The sequence below is a fragment of the Brevibacterium sp. S111 genome, assembly GCF_004745075.1.
In the GTDB taxonomy this organism is placed as follows: domain Bacteria; phylum Actinomycetota; class Actinomycetes; order Actinomycetales; family Brevibacteriaceae; genus Brevibacterium.
The window spans coordinates 1-16361 of record NZ_RHFH01000001.1 but is presented as its reverse complement, the minus strand read 5'-3'; the positions used below and the strand labels follow the sequence as shown (position 1 = coordinate 16361).

The window sequence follows — 16361 nt, the reverse complement described above, 5'->3', positions numbered from 1 at the left end:
CGAAGTGGCGCATCGTGTCGAGGTTCTTCTCCAGGTTCGTTCGGGCCTGTGTTCTCCGGGCCCGTGTTCGTCACCATCGCGACCTTGGCCAGGGCCGGCCCGGCAGCCGCGCCGGATGGGTGCGAAGAAAGCGGTTGTGTCAGAAACACATCATCGGCCGCTTCCGGTGCGGCAGAGTCTCGCCGAGGCGGACCGGTCCGCTCTGGAACGGCGTGGCGACGGCCGAGCCATGACCTCGCCGAGGCGGGGTATCAGTTGAAGACGACCGTGCGATGTCCGTCCATAAGGACCCGCCCCTGAGCATGCCACGCGACCGCGCGGGCCAGCACCGCCGCCTCGACGTCCTGTCCGCGTTGGACGAAGTCGGCGATTGCGCGGCTGTGGTCGACGCGGGCGACATCCTGTTCGATGATCGGGCCTTCGTCGAGGTTGCTGGTGACGTAGTGGGCGGTGGCGCCGATGATCTTCACTCCGCGGGCATGCGCCTGGTGGTACGGTTTCGCACCCTTGAAGCTGGGCAGGAACGAGTGATGGATGTTGATGACTCGGCCTTCGAGGCGGTCGCAGAGTTCGGGGGAGAGGATCTGCATGTACCGGGCGAGCACGATGAGTTCGACGTCGAGCTCCTCGACGAGGGCGGACAGCCGCGCCTCGGCTTCGGGCTTCGTGTCCTTCGTGATCGGAATGTGGTGGAAGGTGTGCCCGTGGAATTCAGCCAACGACCGCAGATCGTCATGGTTGCCGACGACGCCGACGATGTCGATGGGCAGCTGAGACGACGAATGCTGGAACAGGAGGGTATTGAGGCAGTGCGCGGCTTTCGACACGAGGATGAGGGTCCTCGTCCTCTTCTCCGCCGGCTGCAGGCTCACGGTCATGGCGAACCGGTCGGCCACCTCGGCGAGTTCGGTTTCGAGGGCACCGGCGGTGACCTCGGCGGCGGTGGAGAACTGCAGGCGCAGGAAGAACTGTCGGGAATCGGGGGAGGAGAACTGCTGCGATTCGGTGATGTTTCCGCCGCGCCCTGCAAGGACTCCGGTCACGGCATGGACGACGCCGGTCGCATCTGGGCAGGTGACACTGAGGATCCATTCGCGGTTCATGGTCTCGATCCTAAACCGTGTGCCGGGTTCGCACCGACCCGGTGTCGGCATGCGGGTCCGTCGGATGGTCCGATCCGCCTCAGGCGGATGGTCGCGTTCCGACCGCCTCGAATCGGGTGTTCGGCAGGCGGTCGCCGCGGTGGGCGCGCGGACTTCGCTGTTAGCATGGTCTGCGGGTGTCCGCGGCGGCAGATCGCCCTGTTTCACCCTCTACATCGGATGCCACAGGAGAGTACTCATGACCGAAACCTCGATGCAGGCCTCGCTTGCAGACATCGATCCGCAGATCGCTGAGGTCCTCGACCTCGAGCTGGGCCGCCAGCGTTCAACTCTTGAGATGATCGCCTCGGAGAACTTCGTCCCCCGCGCCGTGCTCGAAGCACAGGGCTCGGTGCTGACGAACAAGTATGCAGAAGGATACCCCGGCAAGCGCTACTACGGGGGCTGCGAATACGTCGATGTCGCCGAGAACCTCGCCATCGACCGGGCCAAGAGCCTCTTCGGGGCCGAATATGCCAACGTCCAGCCCCATTCGGGTGCTTCGGCCAACGCTGCGGTCATGCACGCTCTGGCCCGTCAGGGCGACAAGATGCTCGGCCTGTCTCTGGCCCACGGCGGCCACCTCACTCACGGCATGAAGATCAATTTCTCCGGCCGCCTCTACGATGTCGCCTCCTACGAGGTCGACCCTGATACGTACCGCATCGACATGGACAAGGTGCGCGAGAAGGCTCTCGAGCATCGTCCGCAGGTCATCGTGGCCGGCTGGTCGGCCTATCCCCGCCAGCTCGACTTCCAGGCCTTCCGCGAGATCGCCGACGAAGTCGATGCGAAGCTGTGGGTGGACATGGCCCACTTCGCCGGACTCGTCGCCGCTGGTCTGCATCCGAATCCGGTGCCCTTCGCCGATGTCGTCTCCTCGACGGTGCACAAGACCATCGGCGGACCCCGCTCCGGGTTCATCCTCGGCAAGGAGGAGTTCGGCAAGAAACTCAACTCCGCAGTCTTCCCCGGCCAGCAGGGCGGACCGCTCATGCACGTCATCGCTGCGAAGGCTGTCGCCTTCAAACTCGCCGCGTCCGCCGAGTTCAAGGAACGTCAGGAACGCACTGTGCGCGGTGCCCAGATCCTCGCCGAACGTCTGCTCGCCGATGATGTCGCCGAGGCCGGCGCCACCGTGCTCACCGGTGGTACGGATGTCCATCTCGTGCTCGTCGACCTGCGCAATTCCGCACTCGACGGTCAGCAGGCCGAGGATCTCCTCCATTCGGTCGGCATCACCGTCAACCGCAACGCCGTGCCCTTCGACCCGCGCCCGCCGATGGTGACCTCGGGGCTGCGCATCGGCACCCCGGCCCTGGCCACCCGCGGTTTCGGTGACGAGGAATTCACCGAGGTCGCCGATGTCATCGCCGAGGCGCTCAAGCCCGGTGCCGATGTCGAGGCGCTCGCCGCCCGAATCGCGAAGCTCAGCGACTCCTTCCCACTCTACGAAGGGCTGGAACAGTACTGATGAGTGCACAGATCCTCGACGGCAGGGCCTGCGCCAAGCAGATCAAGGCCGAACTCACCGAGGCAGTGGCGGAACTGGCCGAGTCCGGGATCGTTCCCGGTCTCGGTACCGTCCTGGTCGGCGAAGACCCGGGCTCGAAGTGGTACGTCGCCGGCAAGCATCGTGACTGTGCGGAGGTGGGCATCCACTCGATCCGCCACGATCTTCCCGAAACGGTGTCTCAGGACGAGCTGCTGGCCGTCATCGACGAACTCAACCACGATGACGCGTGCACCGGGTACATCGTGCAGCTGCCGCTGCCGGCTCATATCGACACCGACACGATCCTCGAGGCCATCGATCCGGGCAAGGATGCCGACGGTCTGCATCCGACGAACCTCGGCCGGCTCGTGCTCAATGTGAATGCGGAGATCACGACCCCGCTGCCGTGCACCCCACGCGGTGTCATCGAGCTGATGACCCGCAACGGCATCGACCTGGCCGGCAAACATGTCGTCGTCATCGGTCGCGGAGTCACCGTGGGTCGGTCTATCGGTGCCCTGCTGACCAGGCGTGAGCACAATGCGACGGTGACGCTGACGCATACGGGTACGCGCAACCTCGATGAGCTGCTGGCTCAGGCCGATGTCATCGTCGCGGCCGCCGGTGCGGCGCGGATCGTCAAGCCCGGGTCGGTCAAGCTCGGCGCGATCGTCCTCGACGTGGGTGTGTCGCGAGAGACGGACCCGGAGACGGGGAAGTCGAAGATCGTCGGCGATGTGGATCCGGCAGTCGCCGAGGTGGCGTCCTGGGTGTCACCGAACCCCGGAGGCGTGGGACCGATGACCAGAGCTCTGCTGCTCAAGAACGTCGTCGACACCGCCCAGCGCACCACCACCCCAACCCCAGCCCCCTAATTGCTACGTGACGGCGGCCCAGCAACCTCGCGCGAGGTTGCTGGGCCGCCGTCAGGTAGTTCTGGGGAGGAGGAGGGGTGTGGGGTCAGTCCTCGGCCAGCTTGAGTTCGAAGAAGACTCGCGGATCGCCGTCACCGGCGTAGTCTTCGATGAGTTCGCCGCTGAAGCCCAGCGAGGAGTGGAATGAGATCGCACCCGAGGACTCGGGCAGCGTCGTCGCCTGCACCGAAGCCACTCCGAGCTTCCGAGCATGTTCGATGAAATGCTGGTAGAGATGACGACCGATTCCCTGGTGTCGGAAATCCGTACGTGCAGCGACCAAGTGGATGTAGGCCGGACCGTCATGGGGAATGACGCCGAGCAGATAGCCGACGATCTCCGAACGGTAGCGGGCCACCAGGCCGGACGTGACGAACTGGCGGAACCAGTAGGCGTCATGGTCGCGGCTGAGGTCGCGGTCTCCCCAGAAATTCTCCTGAGCACCCAGCAGGAACTCTCGCATCTCACGGGCGTCGACCTCATCGAGCTGTCGGATGCTCAGCTGCTCGAGATCGATCGTTTCGTCACCAGCCATGGCGCCTCCTGAAGTTTCTCATCATTGCTCACACTATATCGCCCTGTCCTGGATGGGTAGTGCGCTCATGTCATCATAGAACACATGATTCGGATTGCTTCAGTCAACGTCAACGGAGTCCGCGCAGCATGGAGGAAGGGGATGCCCACCTGGATAGATGCGGCGAAACCCGACTTCATCACCCTGCAGGAGGTGCGGGCCGCCAACGACATCGCCCACGGTGTCCTCGCCGACACCGGGTACACCACGATCAGCCATGACGCGGAGGCCAAGGGCCGTGCCGGGGTGGCGGTGATGGCCCGGACCGAGGCCGAAGCCAGCCGGGAGGGCCTCGGTGATGACGGCTACTTCGATCGTGCCGGACGGTGGGTGGAGACGGACTACCGCCTCGGTGACGGTTCGCTGCTGACCCTGGTCTCCGCCTACGTCCACTCCGGCGAGGTCGACACCCCCAAGCAGGAGGACAAGTACCGGTTCCTCGACCGCATGACCGAGCGGCTGCCGCAGCTGGCGAAGAGCTCGGACCATGTGCTCATCACCGGTGACCTCAACGTCTGCCACACCGAACGGGACCTGAAGAACTGGAAGGCCAACCGGAAGAAGGCGGGATTCCTGCCCGAGGAACGGGCCTACTTCGACGGCTTCTTCGGTGAGGTCGGCTATGTCGATGTCCACCGGAGGCTCAGCGGGGACGTCGACGGGCCCTACACCTGGTGGTCGATGCGGGGCAAGGCCTTCGACAACGACACCGGATGGCGCATTGACTATCAGATGGCGACTCCGGCCCTCGCCGAGGCGGCGGTGAAGGCCACCGTGGACAAGGCCGACAGCTGGGCGGAGCGGTGGTCGGACCACGCCCCTTTGGTCATCGACTACGACCTGCCCGCCCCGACCGCCTGAGCCTGCGGTCGAAAGACGGCAGCGAAGAAGCCCGGGTGCGCACGACTGCTCGTCGTCCGCACCCGGGCTTCTCATCCACTGAGTTCGCCGATCACCAGTCCCAGCTGTCTGTGCTGGGCCTGCCGATCAACAGCGTCAGCAGCAGCGGGCCTTCGGGTTGCGGTCCTGCTCATCGGTGAGATCGCGCCAGAACGCTTTCTCTTCCATCGCCCCTTCGCGCGTTCCGTGACGCCGTTCGTAGGATTCGAGGTAGTGGAGGTAGGCGTTCTCGCCCATGATCTCCTTGAGATACCAGTGCAGCCACGCACCACCTCGGCGCAGGGCTCCCCACGGGTCACGTGCGATGCGGCCGAGCGGATGTGCGGTGCTCATTGTCTCTGCCTTCCTGCGCGGTGGTCGTCCCACTGGGTCTGCAGCTCACGCTCGGGTTTGCGGGCGATGAGCCCGGACGGGGCGAACAGCTTCGTCTCGACGAAGGGCTCTTCCGAGGTCGGAAGCGCACCCTTCTGCAGAGCCTGGATGGACTTCCAGACTGCCATGATGACGACCATGGCGACAAGGAGTGCGAAGACGATGGACAGCGTTCCCTGGACGAAGGTGTTGCGCACGACCGCGCTCATCGCTTCGACGCCCTCGGTGTTGCCCAGCGAAGTCTCTCCCGATGCCAGAGCATCCTTGTAGGCGAAGTGCTGCGCCCAGTAGCCGAGCTTGGGATCGGAGGAGAAGATCTTCTGCCACGAGGCGGCCATCGTGACCACGAGATCCCAGACGAGTGGGATGCCGGGGATCCACGCCCACTTGGCCAAGCCCATCTTGCACACGATCGCGAACACGACGGCCAACGCGATCGCGGCCAGCAGCTGATTCGAGATGCCGAACAGCGGGAACAGGGTATTGATGCCGCCGAGGGGGTCGGTGACACCCATGAGCAGGATCGATCCCCAGGCGGCGACCATGATGGCGGTTGTCAGCCAGGCGCCCGGCGTCCACGAGGGATCCCGGAATCGCTTGGACAAGTTGCCGAGCGCATCGGAGAGCATGAAACGAGCAACGCGGGTTCCGGCATCGATCGTGGTGAGGATGAACAGAGCCTCGAACATCACAGCGAAGTGGTACCAGAAGGACATCCAGGCGGGCCCGCCGAAGACGTTGTGGAGGATGTGTGCCATCCCCATGGCGAGCGTCGGCGCACCGCCGGTACGGGAGATGATGCTCTCCTCACCGACATCCTTGGCCGCCTGTTCAAGCAGTTCGGGGCTCGTCTCGACTCCGGACATGCCCAGGGAATTGTTGATGAAGTCTGCCGCTCCCTGCGCCGTTCCGCCGGTCAGCGGTTCGGCAGCGTTCATCGCGAAGTAGAGACCTTTGTCGAGACAGATCGCAGCGACGAGCGCCATGATTGCGACGAAGGACTCCATGAGCATGCCGCCGTAGCCGATGAGCCGCGCCTGGGTCTCCTTCTCGATGAGCTTCGGGGTGGTGCCGGAGGAGATGAGGGCGTGGAAGCCCGACAACGCTCCACACGCGATCGTGATGAACAGGAAGGGGAACAGAGCACCGGCGAACGCCGGACCCTCGGAGTTGAACGCGAACTCGGTCAGAGCCGGCATCTGCACGGTCGGGTTGACGATGAGGATGCCCACAGCCAGGAGCACGATGGTGCCGATCTTCATGAATGTCGACAGGTAGTCACGCGGTGCCAGCAGCACCCACACCGGCAGCACAGCGGCGAGGAAGCCGTAGATCATCAGGCACCAAGCCAGGGTCACCTTGTCGAGGTGGAAGACCTCCGACCAGAAGGGTGAGCTGTGGACCCAGCCGCCGGCGATGATCGCGATGACGAGCAGCACGATGCCGATGACCGAGACCTCGATGACCTTGCCGGGACGCAGGTAGCGCATGTAGATGCCCATGAACACGGCGATCGGGATGGTCATGGCGATGGAGAACACGCCCCAGGGGCTCTCGGCGAGGGCATTGATGATGACGACGCCGAGGACTGCGATGAGGATGACCATGATGAGGATGATGCCGATGGAGGCGATGATGCCGCCGGTGCGACCGAGCTCATCGCGGGTCATCTGTCCCAGGGAGCGGCCGTTGCGGCGCATCGAGAAGAACAGCACCATGTAGTCCTGGACGCCGCCGGCGAGGATGACGCCGAAGACGATCCACAGCGTTCCGGGCAGGTACCCCATCTGGGCGGCGAGGATCGGTCCGACCAGAGGGCCGGCACCGGAGATCGCAGCGAAGTGGTGTCCGAACAGGACCCGACGGTCGGTGGGCGCGAAGTCACGGCCGTTGTCGTTGAGCTCTGCCGGAGTGGCCCGCTTCGGGTCAGGGCGGCAGATCTTCCATTCGATGAGCTTCGCGTAGAAGCGGAAGCCGATGAGATAGCTGCCGACGGCGGCGGCGACGAACCAGCTCGCCGACAGCTCCTCGCCGCGCACGAAGGCGATCATCGACCAGCCTGCGCCGGCGATGAGGGCAATAGCCACCCAGAGCACGATCTTCGCCGGTGTCCAGCGTGGCTTCTCGACCACGGCGACCGGCGGAAGGTCATCCTCGGTCTTGACGTATTCGACCGACATGGTCCTCCTCCTTGAGAGTGATGCTTTGGCATCGTTGTGTTGATCGCACAGTCATTCCCGCGCTGGACCCCGACCGTTGAGATGATCGGAAGATGTGAGACACCTTGGGAAGTCATGTGATCTGCAAGGTCACTATACCGTCAGACCGTGCCGTTTCGTGTCGGCGGTCACGTTGAGATTCCGGTCGTTCCGAACCGGTCCGCGTGATCCGGTCCGTCTCCGGACAAGGGGCGCCCTCGAGCGCGGGCTCGCCGTTTCGGATGAGGGACCAAGGTGCGGACCGGGCCGGCGAAGGTGGCATCATGGGACTATGACGATCTCTTCACAGCCGCGCACGGTCTCGGGTATCCAAGCCACCTCCGATTCTCTTCACCTCGGAAACTACATCGGAGCCCTGCAGCAGTTCGTGACACACCAGGAGTCGCACGACGCCTTCTACTTCATCGCGAACATGCACGCGATCACCGTCGAACAGGATCCGGCCGATCTGCGGGAGCGGACGCTGCGCACCGCCGCCCAATTCATAGCCGCCGGCATCGATCCGGAGAAGTCGACGGTCTTCGTCCAGTCGCAGGTGCCGGCCCATCCGCAGCTGTCGTGGGTCCTCGAATGCACGACCTCGATGGGGGAGGCGAGCCGGATGACCCAGTTCAAGGACAAGTCGACGAAGCAGCAGCATGTGTCCCTGGGCCTGCTCACCTATCCGGCGCTCATGGCCGCGGACATCCTGCTCTACAACCCGCAGCTCGTCCCCGTCGGTGAGGACCAGAGGCAGCACCTCGAGCTGACCCGCAACCTCGCCGAACGCTTCAACTACCGGTTCGGCGAGACCTTCACCGTCCCCGACGCGCAGATCCTCAAGGCGACTGCGAAGATCTATGATCTGCAGAACCCGGGCGCGAAGATGTCGAAGTCCCAGCCGAGCCCGCAGGGCCGCATCGACCTCCTCGACGATGCGAAGGCGCTGACGAAGAAGATCAAATCCGCCGTGACCGACGACGGCACCACGATCGCCTTCGACCCGGAGAACAAACCCGGCGTTTCGAATCTGCTGACCATCTACTCCTCCCTGACCTCCCGCCCGGTCGACGACATCGTCGCCGAGTATGAGGGCAAGATGTACGGACACCTCAAGGTCGACCTCGCCGAGGTGGCCGTGGAGACGCTCACACCGGTGCGGGAACGTACGCTCGAGCTGCTCGAGGACCGGGCTCAGCTGCAGACCATCCTCGACCGTGGGGCGGAGAAGGCGAGCACCATCGCCGAGGCGACCCTGCGCGAGGTCTACGACAAGATCGGCTTCATCTGATCGTGGCGAAGAAGAAGCCCGAGGAGGGTCCGCTCAACCTCACCCCCGACATGCTCCACACCGCTGCGCGAGTGGAGGATCGTTTCAACGGGTGGATCCAGAACCGGGCCACCGACCACAGCTACCAGCGCACGGTCATCGCCTACGACACGTACGGCGGCACCGGCTGGGTGCGCGTCCTCGGACGCCTCGTGCTCACGCCCAACGGGCAGCCGGCTGCCGACGTCCATGCCAGCATCCGCGGCTGGAAGTCCTTCGTCAGCGTCCCCCTGGCCAATGACACGGCGTGGGTGCGGGTCAACGACGAAGAGCACATGGTCACCTCGGACCGAGGCGGCATCATCGACACCGTGATCCCCGGCGATTTCGAACCGGGGGAGACGGAGATCGAACTGTGGACCGACGGTTCCCTCGTCGACTCCGCGGCCGTGCGGATCATCGGCGAAGACTCGACGTTCGGCATCATCTCCGATATCGATGACACCGTCATGGTCACCTCGCTGCCGCGTCCCTTCCTCGCCGCGTGGAACACCTTCGTGCTCAGCGAGCATGCTCGCTCGCCTGTTGCCGGCATGGCTGTCCTCTACGACCGGATCACGTTCATGCGTCCGGCCACTCCGATGATCTACCTGTCGACGGGGGCCTGGAACTCGGCGCTGACGATCAAACGCTTCCTCTCCCGCAACCTCTATCCGATGGGTCCTCTGCTGCTCACAGACTGGGGTCCGACGACGACGCGGGTGTTCCGGTCGGGCAAGGAGCACAAGCGCAATACACTCGAACGCCTGTCCCGGGAGTTCCCGTGGATGAAATGGCTGCTCATCGGCGACGACGGGCAGAAGGACGAAGAGGTGTACGGAGAGTTCGTCGAGAACCATCCGGAGAATGTCGCCGCCGTGGCCATCCGCCAGCTCACCGTCGGTGAGGCCGTCTGGGCGGGCGGCCGCTCGAAGCGGCACGGTCGCGGCCAGGGCGTACCGTGGATCTATGCTCCGGACGGGGCAGGGCTGGCCTCCCGCCTGACCGAGCGCGGGATCATCTCGACGATCTGATCGACATGACTCGTTGTTGTTTTGGATCGTGTCGAGTTTTGGTCTTCGGAGGTGAGGTTCTGATAGCTGCGTTCCGGCCGCAGAATTGGCGGCAGCCTTCGAGCTAGACGGTCGTGAGGATTGAAAAGACTCTGGTGACGATCGAGAAACGCACGGCGGGCTCAACTGTTGGTTGAGCCCGCCGTGTTCTGCGTCTGTGGACTGATCGGAGCGGATTCCGGCACGCTCGGCGCGTCAGTCTGAACCCGAACCCGCAATGACGAAGCCCTCCCTGCAGGTCCGCGGCGATGGGGTCTGCAGGGAGGGCACGTGGTCGGTCGGTTCAGCTCAGCTTGCTCCGCAGGTCCTGCTTCGCAGCCTCGAACTGGGCAGCGAAGGTCTCGACGAGCTCCGCGGTCGTCTGCTGGGTTCCGAGCGCCCCGATGCCCTGCCCGGAGCCCCAGATGTCGCGCCAGGCCTTGGCATCCGAATCCGGATCGGAACCGAAGTCCATCTTCGTCGGATCGGATTCGGGAAGATTGTCCGGGTCGAGGCCGGAGGCGACGATCGAGCCGCGCAGGTAGTTGCCCTTGACCCCGGTGAAATAGTTCGAGTAGACGACGTCCTCGGCCGCTGATTCGACGATCATCTTCCGGTAGTCCTCGACGACACTGGCCTCGGGCGTGGACAGGAATGCCGATCCGATATAGGCGAAGTCCGCTCCGGCCGCCAGTGCCGCCAGGATCGAACGGCCGTGGGCGATGGCGCCCGAGAGCAGCAGAGGACCGTCGAACCAGGACCGGATCTCCTGGACCAGCGCGAAGGGAGAGAGCGCTCCGGCGTGCCCGCCGGCGCCGGCCGCAACCGCGATGACGCCGTCGGCGCCCTTCTCGACGGCTTTGTGGGCGAATTTGTTGTTGATGACGTCGTGGAGGACGATGCCGCCGTAGGAATGGACGGCCTCATTGACCTCTTCCCGGGCACCCAGCGAGGTGATCACGATCGGCACCTGGTGGCGGACCACCTCGGCGAGGTCGGCCTCGAGACGATTGTTCGACCGATGGACGATGAGGTTGACCGCGAAAGGTGCGGCCGGACGGTCGGGATTGGCCGAGGTGTGGGCCGCGTTCGATTCTGTGATCTCGTCGAGCCAATCGGTGAGCATCGCTGCCGGACGGGCGTTGAGGGTGGGGAAGGCTCCGACGATGCCGGCCTGGCACTGGGCCTTGACCAGTTCGGGCCCGGAGGCGATGAACATGGGGGAGCCGATGGCAGGCAGGCGCAGCTGGGAACACAGATCGCTGAGTGAGGTCATGGTGCCTCCTTGAGTGGTTGAATGCATATCCTCACTTTAACTGAACGATTGTTAAATGCGATACAGGGCACATCTGTCCTCACTCGACGGCACAGAGATGTCCCGAAAGCGCCCGCCCCAGAAGGCCGAGGTGGTGTCGAAATCGATCGCCGAGGGCACGTGGAACCCGTCTCGCCGAGGTGGCGCACCGTGCCGTCGACGGGGCGCGGAGACGACGATGGCGCAGACCCCGGAAGAGTCTGCGCCATGACAGTCGGGCTCGTGAAGCTCAGGAATCCGTGAAGTTCGGGTCCCGCTTCTCGACGAAGGCGGCCATGCCCTCGGACTGGTCGTTCGTGGCCAGGGAGGAGTGGAAGAGCCGGCGCTCGTAGCGCAGTCCCTGCTCGAGCGTCGTCTCGAAAGCGGTGTTCACCGCTTCCTTGACCATCGCCGAGGCGATGCGGGACTTCGACGCGATCGTCTGCGCGATCTCATTGGCCGTGGTCAGCAGCTCTTCGGGCTCGACGACGCGAGCGACGAGACCGGAACGCTCGGCCTCCTCGGCGCCCATCATCCGACCGGTCAGGCACATGTCCATCGATTTGGCCTTGCCGACGGCGCGGGTCAGACGCTGGGATCCGCCCATGCCCGGCAGCACGCCGAGGTTGATCTCGGGCTGACCGAACTTCGCCTTCGTCGAGGCGATGAGGATGTCGCCCATCATCGCCAGTTCGCAGCCGCCGCCGAGGGCATAGCCGCCGACGGCGGTGATGACCGGCTTGCGCACATCGGTCAGTCGCGTCCAGCCGGCGAACCAGTCGGCCTTGTACGCGGTGGAGAAGTCGAGGCTCGACATCTCCTTGATGTCGGCTCCGGCGGCGAAGGCCTTCTCGCTGCCGGTGATGATGATCGCTTTGACGGCGTCGTCGGAGTCGAATGCGGTGGCGGCCTCGGTGATGTCCGTGAGCACCTGCAGGTTGAGTGCATTCAGCGCTTTGGGCCGGTTGATGGTGATGGTGGCGACACCGTCGGTGACATCGGTGAGGATGGTTTCGAAATCGTTCATGAGAACACCTTCTCTGCGTGATCGGTGGTGAGGATGGACTGGACCTGTGCGTCGCTGACTTCGGCCAGGGAAGCCGGGCTCCATTTCGGGTTCCGGTCCTTGTCGATGACCTGGGCGCGGATGCCCTCCTTGAGGTCGGGCAGCTCGGTCAGGGTCACGGCCACCCGGTAGTCCTGCTCCAGGACCTCTGCCAGCGTCATCGTCTCCGCATTGCGGACGGCGGCCAAGGTCACCTTCACCGAGGTGGGGGCCTTGGTTGCGATGAGCTCTGCGGCGGCCTGTGCGTCGGGGTTCTCGTGTGCGGCGAGAGCCGCGACGATGGCTTCGGCCTCATCGCCGGCGTAGCATTCGTTGATCCAGTCGGCTGCCTCGGCGAGTTCATCGGCCGGCGCTTCAGCGGTGTACTTGCCGATGACGGTGTCGAGGTCGCCCCCTGCGGTGAGATCGGCGATGAGGTCGGGGATCTGCGCGTCGGGAACGTAGTGGTCGGCCAGTCCCAGGGCGATCGCCGAACCGGCGCCGACGGGCTGTCCGGTCAGCGCTAGATGGGTGCCGAGCTCTCCCGGAGCGTTGGCGAGAAGATGCGTGCCGCCGACATCGGGGAAGAGTCCGATTCCGGTTTCGGGCATGCCGACCTTCGTCGAATCGGTGACGATGCGGTGCGAACCGTGACCGGAGATGCCGACCCCGCCGCCCATCGTGATGCCGTTCATGATCACGACATAGGGTTTGGGGAATTCGGAGATCGCGAAGTTCATCTTGTATTCGCGGTTCCAGAACTTCGCGTTCTCGTCGCTGCCGGCCACGATGTCGTTGTATACGGCCTTGATGTCTCCGCCGGCGCACAGTCCGCGTTCGCCGCGTCCGGTGACGAGGACGAGGGAGACCGTGTCGTCATCGCGCCAGGCTTGGAGCGCGTCATCGATGCGTGTGACCATGTCCTGGCTGAGCGCATTGATCAGCTTCGGTCGGTTGAGTTCGATGCGGCCCACCCCATTGGACACCGAGGTGATGACGGAATCGTCCGCCTGCTCTGTCGAAGGTTCTGTCATATCAGCCCACTCCTGTGCTCTTGCGCGAGATGATCACGCGCATGATTTCGTTGGTGCCTTCCAGAATCTGGTGGACGCGCAGGTCACGCACCAGCTTCTCAATTCCATACTCTGTCAGATAGCCGTAGCCGCCGTGCAACTGCAGTGCCCTGTTCGCGACTTCGAAGCCGGTGTCGGTGGCTTTGAGTTTCGCCATGGCGGACAGGAGGGAGGTGTTGGCATCGCCTGCATCGTAGGCGTTGGCCGCGCGCCACAGGAGGGAGCGTGCCCCTTCCAGATCGGCCTGCATCTGAGCGACTTCGAAGCGCAGCGCCTGGAATCCCGAGAGCTCGGTGCCGAAAGCCTGACGCTCACCCATGTAGGCGATGGCCTTCTCGAGTGCGGCCTGTCCGCCGCCGAGCGAGCAGGCACCGATATTCAGGCGTCCGCCGTCGAGGCCGGACATAGCGATCTTGAAGCCCTGACCCGGTTCGCCGAGCATGTTCTCCTTGGGCACTCGGACGTTTTCCATGATCACCTGACGAGTCGGCTGCGCGCGCCAGCCCATCTTCTGCTCGTTGGGGCCGAAGCTCAGTCCCTCCATGTCCTTCTCGAGGATGAAGGCGGAGATTCCACGAGCCCCTTCCTGACCGCTGCGGGCCATGACGAGGTAGGTTTCGGAGGTGCCGGCGCCGGAGATGAACTGCTTGGCACCGTTGAGGACGTAGTGGTCGCCGTCTTCGCGGGCGGAGGTGCGCAGGGCCGCGGCATCGGAGCCGGCGTTGGGTTCGGTCAGGCAGTAGCTGCCGAGGTGCTCCATGGAGACGAGGGGAGCGAGGTACTTGGCCTTCTGCTCGTCGTTGCCGAACTGGTCGATCATCCACGCGACCATGTTGTGGATGGAGATGTAGGCGGCCACGGACGGGCACCCGGTCGACATCGCTTCGAAGATCAGCGCCGCGTCCATCCGTCCCATTCCGGTTCCGCCGGCTTCTTCGCTGACGTAGATTCCGCCCATCCCGAGGTCAGCAGACTTCTTGATGACGTCGACGGGGAAGAAGTGATCGGCGTCCCATTCGAGGGCGTGCGGAGCGATCTCGGTATCGGCGAACTCGCGGACCATCCCGGAGACGGTCTGCTGTTCGTCGGTGAGACCGAAGGGGAGTGCAGCGGCTGTACTGTGGGACATGATTCCTCCAGTGGTCGGACAGGTTTGTGGTGATGGGCACCACGATACGTCCAAATTACTTGGACATCCAACTAATTTCGCCGAGGTGACCCTGGACAGGGTCGGGCAGAAGAGGTGACCGGCCGTGGCCGGGTGCAGGTCGGACCGGGACAGGTCGAGTCCGGATCCGAGGTCAGCTTCGGTTCTCGAGTCCTGAACGCAGGCTCTTCAGATGAGGCAGGAGCGAGTCGAGGTCGCTCCCGGCGAAGTCGGGGGAGGCGAAGACTTCGACGTTGAGGGCCGCGGTTGCCTGGGCGGCGAGCTCCCGGCCCGCCTCGGTGAGGTCGACCAGTGTCGTGCGGCGGTCATCGGGATGGCTGCGTCTGGCCACGAGGCCGGCTTTCTCGAGACGGTCGACCGAGTTCGTCGTCGACGTCGCATGCACCTGCATGCGCGCCGAGATCTTCGACATCGGCAGTGTTCCGGCTCGAGTGAAGGACAGGAGAGCGAGGACTTCGTAGCGGGAGAAGGTGAGTGCGAAGGGTTTGAGCGCGGCGTCGACCCGGGCGAGGAACAGCTGGTGGATCCTCATCACCGAGATCACCGTCGTCATGCCGTCGGCGGCATCGTGCCACCCGTGGGCCAGCCATTGCCGACGGGACTCTTCGATCGGGTCGAGTCTGCTGCCTGTATTCTCTTCTGCCGCCATTGTCGACAGTGTAGTGAAGTGAGAAGATGGGCGCATGTGCGGTCGACTCAATATGTCCCTCGATCCGGCTGATCTCGCCGACGAGCTGCGGTTGGACGTTGTGTCCTATGACTTCACCCCGCGCTACAACGTACCCCCGGGGGCCTTCGTGCCGATCGTCGTCGAACGCCTCGATGAGGAGGGGCAGCTGCACCGCCGTCTCGAAACGGCTTCATGGGGCTTGGTTCCCGGCTGGGCCAAGGACGTGAAGATCGGCTTCAAGGCCTTCAATGCTCGTTCGGAGACCGTGCTCGACAAGCCGATGTTCCGCCAGGCGATCAGGCGCCGTCGCTGTGCGCTGCCGATCCCGGGCTATTACGAGTGGGAGACCACCGAGGACGGCAAACAGCCGTGGATGATGAGCGCCGCCGGCGAGGATCCTCTGTTCATGGCGGGACTCTTCGAGTTCTGGAAGCAGCCTGACCAGACGTGGTTGGTCTCGACGACGATCCTCACGATGGAGTCGGCCGGACATCTCAGTGATGTCCACCACCGGATGCCGGTCTTCCTCGGCCGCGATCAGATCGATGACTGGATCGATCCCGGCGTTCTCAGCAGCGCGGTCCCGAACCTGCTGAGCGCAACTCTTGATCAGGTGGACCCGGCGAGCGTGACCCGGCACAAGGTCGGCAAGGCCGTCGGCAATGTCCGCAATGACTCCCCGGAACTCGTTCAGCCGGTCGCCTGAGGCCGTAGCCGCCGACGATCCGAGTCGGTGAGCGCTCGGCGTCTGAGCGCGGAGGATTCGGCTCGGACTCGGCGCCGGCGACACCGGTCTGGAGGCGCTGAGCGAGGCCGTTTTGCACACGGTCGAAGATGTGTGTAATGTTGATCCAGCTGCCGGGCCGCAAGGAACAGCAGCAGTCGCTCTCACCGGGAGTGATTCGGGTGAAACGAAGATGAACTTCGAGTTGCACGGATCCGAACAACCAGGTAGAGTAGACATCCGCTGGCACAGCGAATCGCAAGATGAAAAGTGCAAACAGAAACTGATGCCCCCAGTGAACACGCCCTTTTTGTTGGGTTGTGGTGATGGGTGAGTGTTTGTGGTTTGAGAATCCAATAGCGTGTTTGTTTGAACAAGTTGTGATGCCAGAAACATTATTTTTCTGGTGAGACAATCACACGGTCGAACAG

General features: G+C 64.0%; 15 protein-coding genes. 6 read left to right on the top strand and 9 right to left on the bottom strand.

The window, feature by feature from the left end; all coding sequences use genetic code 11:
- Positions 1-251: 251 nt before the first annotated feature.
- Positions 252-1103: a formyltetrahydrofolate deformylase gene (purU, locus tag EB836_RS00075; protein WP_135537101.1), complete on the bottom strand. Its 852-nt coding sequence runs from the start codon at positions 1101-1103 to the stop codon at positions 252-254.
- Between the two features lie 238 nt (positions 1104-1341).
- Here purU and glyA point away from each other — a divergent pair, with 238 nt between their 5' ends.
- Together glyA and EB836_RS00065 are read left to right on the top strand one after the other, a co-directional pair.
- Positions 1342-2616, top strand: coding sequence for a serine hydroxymethyltransferase (gene glyA, locus EB836_RS00070; RefSeq protein WP_135537100.1), 1275 nt, complete (start codon positions 1342-1344; stop codon positions 2614-2616).
- Positions 2616-3512: a bifunctional methylenetetrahydrofolate dehydrogenase/methenyltetrahydrofolate cyclohydrolase gene (locus tag EB836_RS00065; RefSeq protein ID WP_135537099.1), complete on the top strand. Its 897-nt coding sequence runs from the start codon at positions 2616-2618 to the stop codon at positions 3510-3512. Before glyA ends, EB836_RS00065 begins: the two co-directional genes overlap by 1 nt.
- An 85-nt stretch (positions 3513-3597) precedes the next feature.
- On the opposite strand, the gene EB836_RS00060 is transcribed toward EB836_RS00065, so the two are convergent.
- Positions 3598-4086, bottom strand: a complete 489-nt coding sequence (locus EB836_RS00060; protein ID WP_135537098.1) for a GNAT family N-acetyltransferase — start codon at positions 4084-4086, stop codon at positions 3598-3600.
- Positions 4087-4170: 84 nt separating this feature from the next.
- On the opposite strand from EB836_RS00060, the gene EB836_RS00055 reads away from it, so the two are divergent.
- Positions 4171-4986, top strand: coding sequence for an exodeoxyribonuclease III (locus EB836_RS00055; RefSeq protein WP_205683259.1), 816 nt, complete (start codon positions 4171-4173; stop codon positions 4984-4986).
- 135 nt (positions 4987-5121) lie between these two features.
- On the opposite strand, the gene EB836_RS00050 is transcribed toward EB836_RS00055, so the two are convergent.
- Positions 5122-5358, bottom strand: a complete 237-nt coding sequence (locus EB836_RS00050; protein ID WP_135537096.1) for a YbdD/YjiX family protein — start codon at positions 5356-5358, stop codon at positions 5122-5124.
- Positions 5355-7577: a carbon starvation CstA family protein gene (locus EB836_RS00045; protein WP_135537095.1), complete on the bottom strand. Its 2223-nt coding sequence runs from the start codon at positions 7575-7577 to the stop codon at positions 5355-5357. Before EB836_RS00045 ends, EB836_RS00050 begins: the two co-directional genes overlap by 4 nt.
- Positions 7578-7887: 310 nt before the next feature.
- Here EB836_RS00045 and trpS point away from each other — a divergent pair, with 310 nt between their 5' ends.
- Together trpS and EB836_RS00035 are read left to right on the top strand one after the other, a co-directional pair.
- Positions 7888-8886: a tryptophan--tRNA ligase gene (gene trpS, locus EB836_RS00040; RefSeq protein ID WP_135537094.1), complete on the top strand. Its 999-nt coding sequence runs from the start codon at positions 7888-7890 to the stop codon at positions 8884-8886.
- Between the two features lie 2 nt (positions 8887-8888).
- Positions 8889-9938 carry a phosphatase domain-containing protein gene (locus EB836_RS00035; RefSeq protein ID WP_135537093.1) on the top strand — a complete coding sequence of 350 codons (1050 nt, stop codon included), beginning with the start codon at positions 8889-8891 and terminating at the stop codon, positions 9936-9938.
- A 322-nt stretch (positions 9939-10260) separates the two neighbouring features.
- Here the strand turns inward: EB836_RS00035 and EB836_RS00030 are convergent, their stop codons facing one another.
- From EB836_RS00030 to EB836_RS00010, 5 genes are all read right to left on the bottom strand, one after another.
- Positions 10261-11232 (bottom strand): nitronate monooxygenase family protein, encoded by a 972-nt coding sequence (locus tag EB836_RS00030; protein ID WP_135537092.1) that lies wholly within the window; start codon positions 11230-11232, stop codon positions 10261-10263.
- 268 nt (positions 11233-11500) lie between these two features.
- Positions 11501-12277, bottom strand: a complete 777-nt coding sequence (locus tag EB836_RS00025; RefSeq protein ID WP_135537091.1) for an enoyl-CoA hydratase — start codon at positions 12275-12277, stop codon at positions 11501-11503.
- The gene (locus tag EB836_RS00020; RefSeq protein WP_135537090.1) at positions 12274-13329 is read right to left on the bottom strand and encodes an enoyl-CoA hydratase/isomerase family protein; all 1056 of its coding nucleotides are present in this window, start codon (positions 13327-13329) and stop codon (positions 12274-12276) included. The genes EB836_RS00025 and EB836_RS00020 overlap by 4 nt, the downstream gene beginning before the upstream one ends.
- A gap of 1 nt (position 13330) precedes the next feature.
- Positions 13331-14497, bottom strand: a complete 1167-nt coding sequence (locus EB836_RS00015; RefSeq protein ID WP_135537089.1) for an acyl-CoA dehydrogenase family protein — start codon at positions 14495-14497, stop codon at positions 13331-13333.
- 172 nt (positions 14498-14669) lie between these two features.
- The gene (locus tag EB836_RS00010; protein ID WP_135537088.1) at positions 14670-15185 is read right to left on the bottom strand and encodes a MarR family transcriptional regulator; all 516 of its coding nucleotides are present in this window, start codon (positions 15183-15185) and stop codon (positions 14670-14672) included.
- Positions 15186-15219: 34 nt separating this feature from the next.
- On the opposite strand from EB836_RS00010, the gene EB836_RS00005 reads away from it, so the two are divergent.
- Positions 15220-15912, top strand: coding sequence for an SOS response-associated peptidase (locus EB836_RS00005; protein ID WP_135537087.1), 693 nt, complete (start codon positions 15220-15222; stop codon positions 15910-15912).
- Positions 15913-16361 lie beyond the last annotated feature (449 nt).

Excerpts from the sequence above, each read along its gene's own strand:
- EB836_RS00010 (WP_135537088.1), bottom strand. The coding sequence starts at position 15,185 with ATGGCGGCAGAAGAGAATACAGGCAGCAGACTCGACCCGATCGAAGAG.
- glyA (WP_135537100.1), top strand. The coding sequence starts at position 1,342 with ATGACCGAAACCTCGATGCAGGCCTCGCTTGCAGACATCGATCCGCAG.
- trpS (WP_135537094.1), top strand. The coding sequence starts at position 7,888 with ATGACGATCTCTTCACAGCCGCGCACGGTCTCGGGTATCCAAGCCACC.
- EB836_RS00045 (WP_135537095.1), bottom strand. The coding sequence starts at position 7,577 with ATGTCGGTCGAATACGTCAAGACCGAGGATGACCTTCCGCCGGTCGCC.
- purU (WP_135537101.1), bottom strand. The coding sequence starts at position 1,103 with ATGAACCGCGAATGGATCCTCAGTGTCACCTGCCCAGATGCGACCGGC.
- EB836_RS00065 (WP_135537099.1), top strand. The coding sequence starts at position 2,616 with ATGAGTGCACAGATCCTCGACGGCAGGGCCTGCGCCAAGCAGATCAAG.
- EB836_RS00025 (WP_135537091.1), bottom strand. The coding sequence starts at position 12,277 with ATGAACGATTTCGAAACCATCCTCACCGATGTCACCGACGGTGTCGCC.
- EB836_RS00020 (WP_135537090.1), bottom strand. The coding sequence starts at position 13,329 with ATGACAGAACCTTCGACAGAGCAGGCGGACGATTCCGTCATCACCTCG.
- EB836_RS00015 (WP_135537089.1), bottom strand. The coding sequence starts at position 14,497 with ATGTCCCACAGTACAGCCGCTGCACTCCCCTTCGGTCTCACCGACGAA.
- EB836_RS00050 (WP_135537096.1), bottom strand. The coding sequence starts at position 5,358 with ATGAGCACCGCACATCCGCTCGGCCGCATCGCACGTGACCCGTGGGGA.
- EB836_RS00055 (WP_205683259.1), top strand. The coding sequence starts at position 4,171 with ATGATTCGGATTGCTTCAGTCAACGTCAACGGAGTCCGCGCAGCATGG.
- EB836_RS00030 (WP_135537092.1), bottom strand. The coding sequence starts at position 11,232 with ATGACCTCACTCAGCGATCTGTGTTCCCAGCTGCGCCTGCCTGCCATC.
- EB836_RS00005 (WP_135537087.1), top strand. The coding sequence starts at position 15,220 with ATGTGCGGTCGACTCAATATGTCCCTCGATCCGGCTGATCTCGCCGAC.
- EB836_RS00060 (WP_135537098.1), bottom strand. The coding sequence starts at position 4,086 with ATGGCTGGTGACGAAACGATCGATCTCGAGCAGCTGAGCATCCGACAG.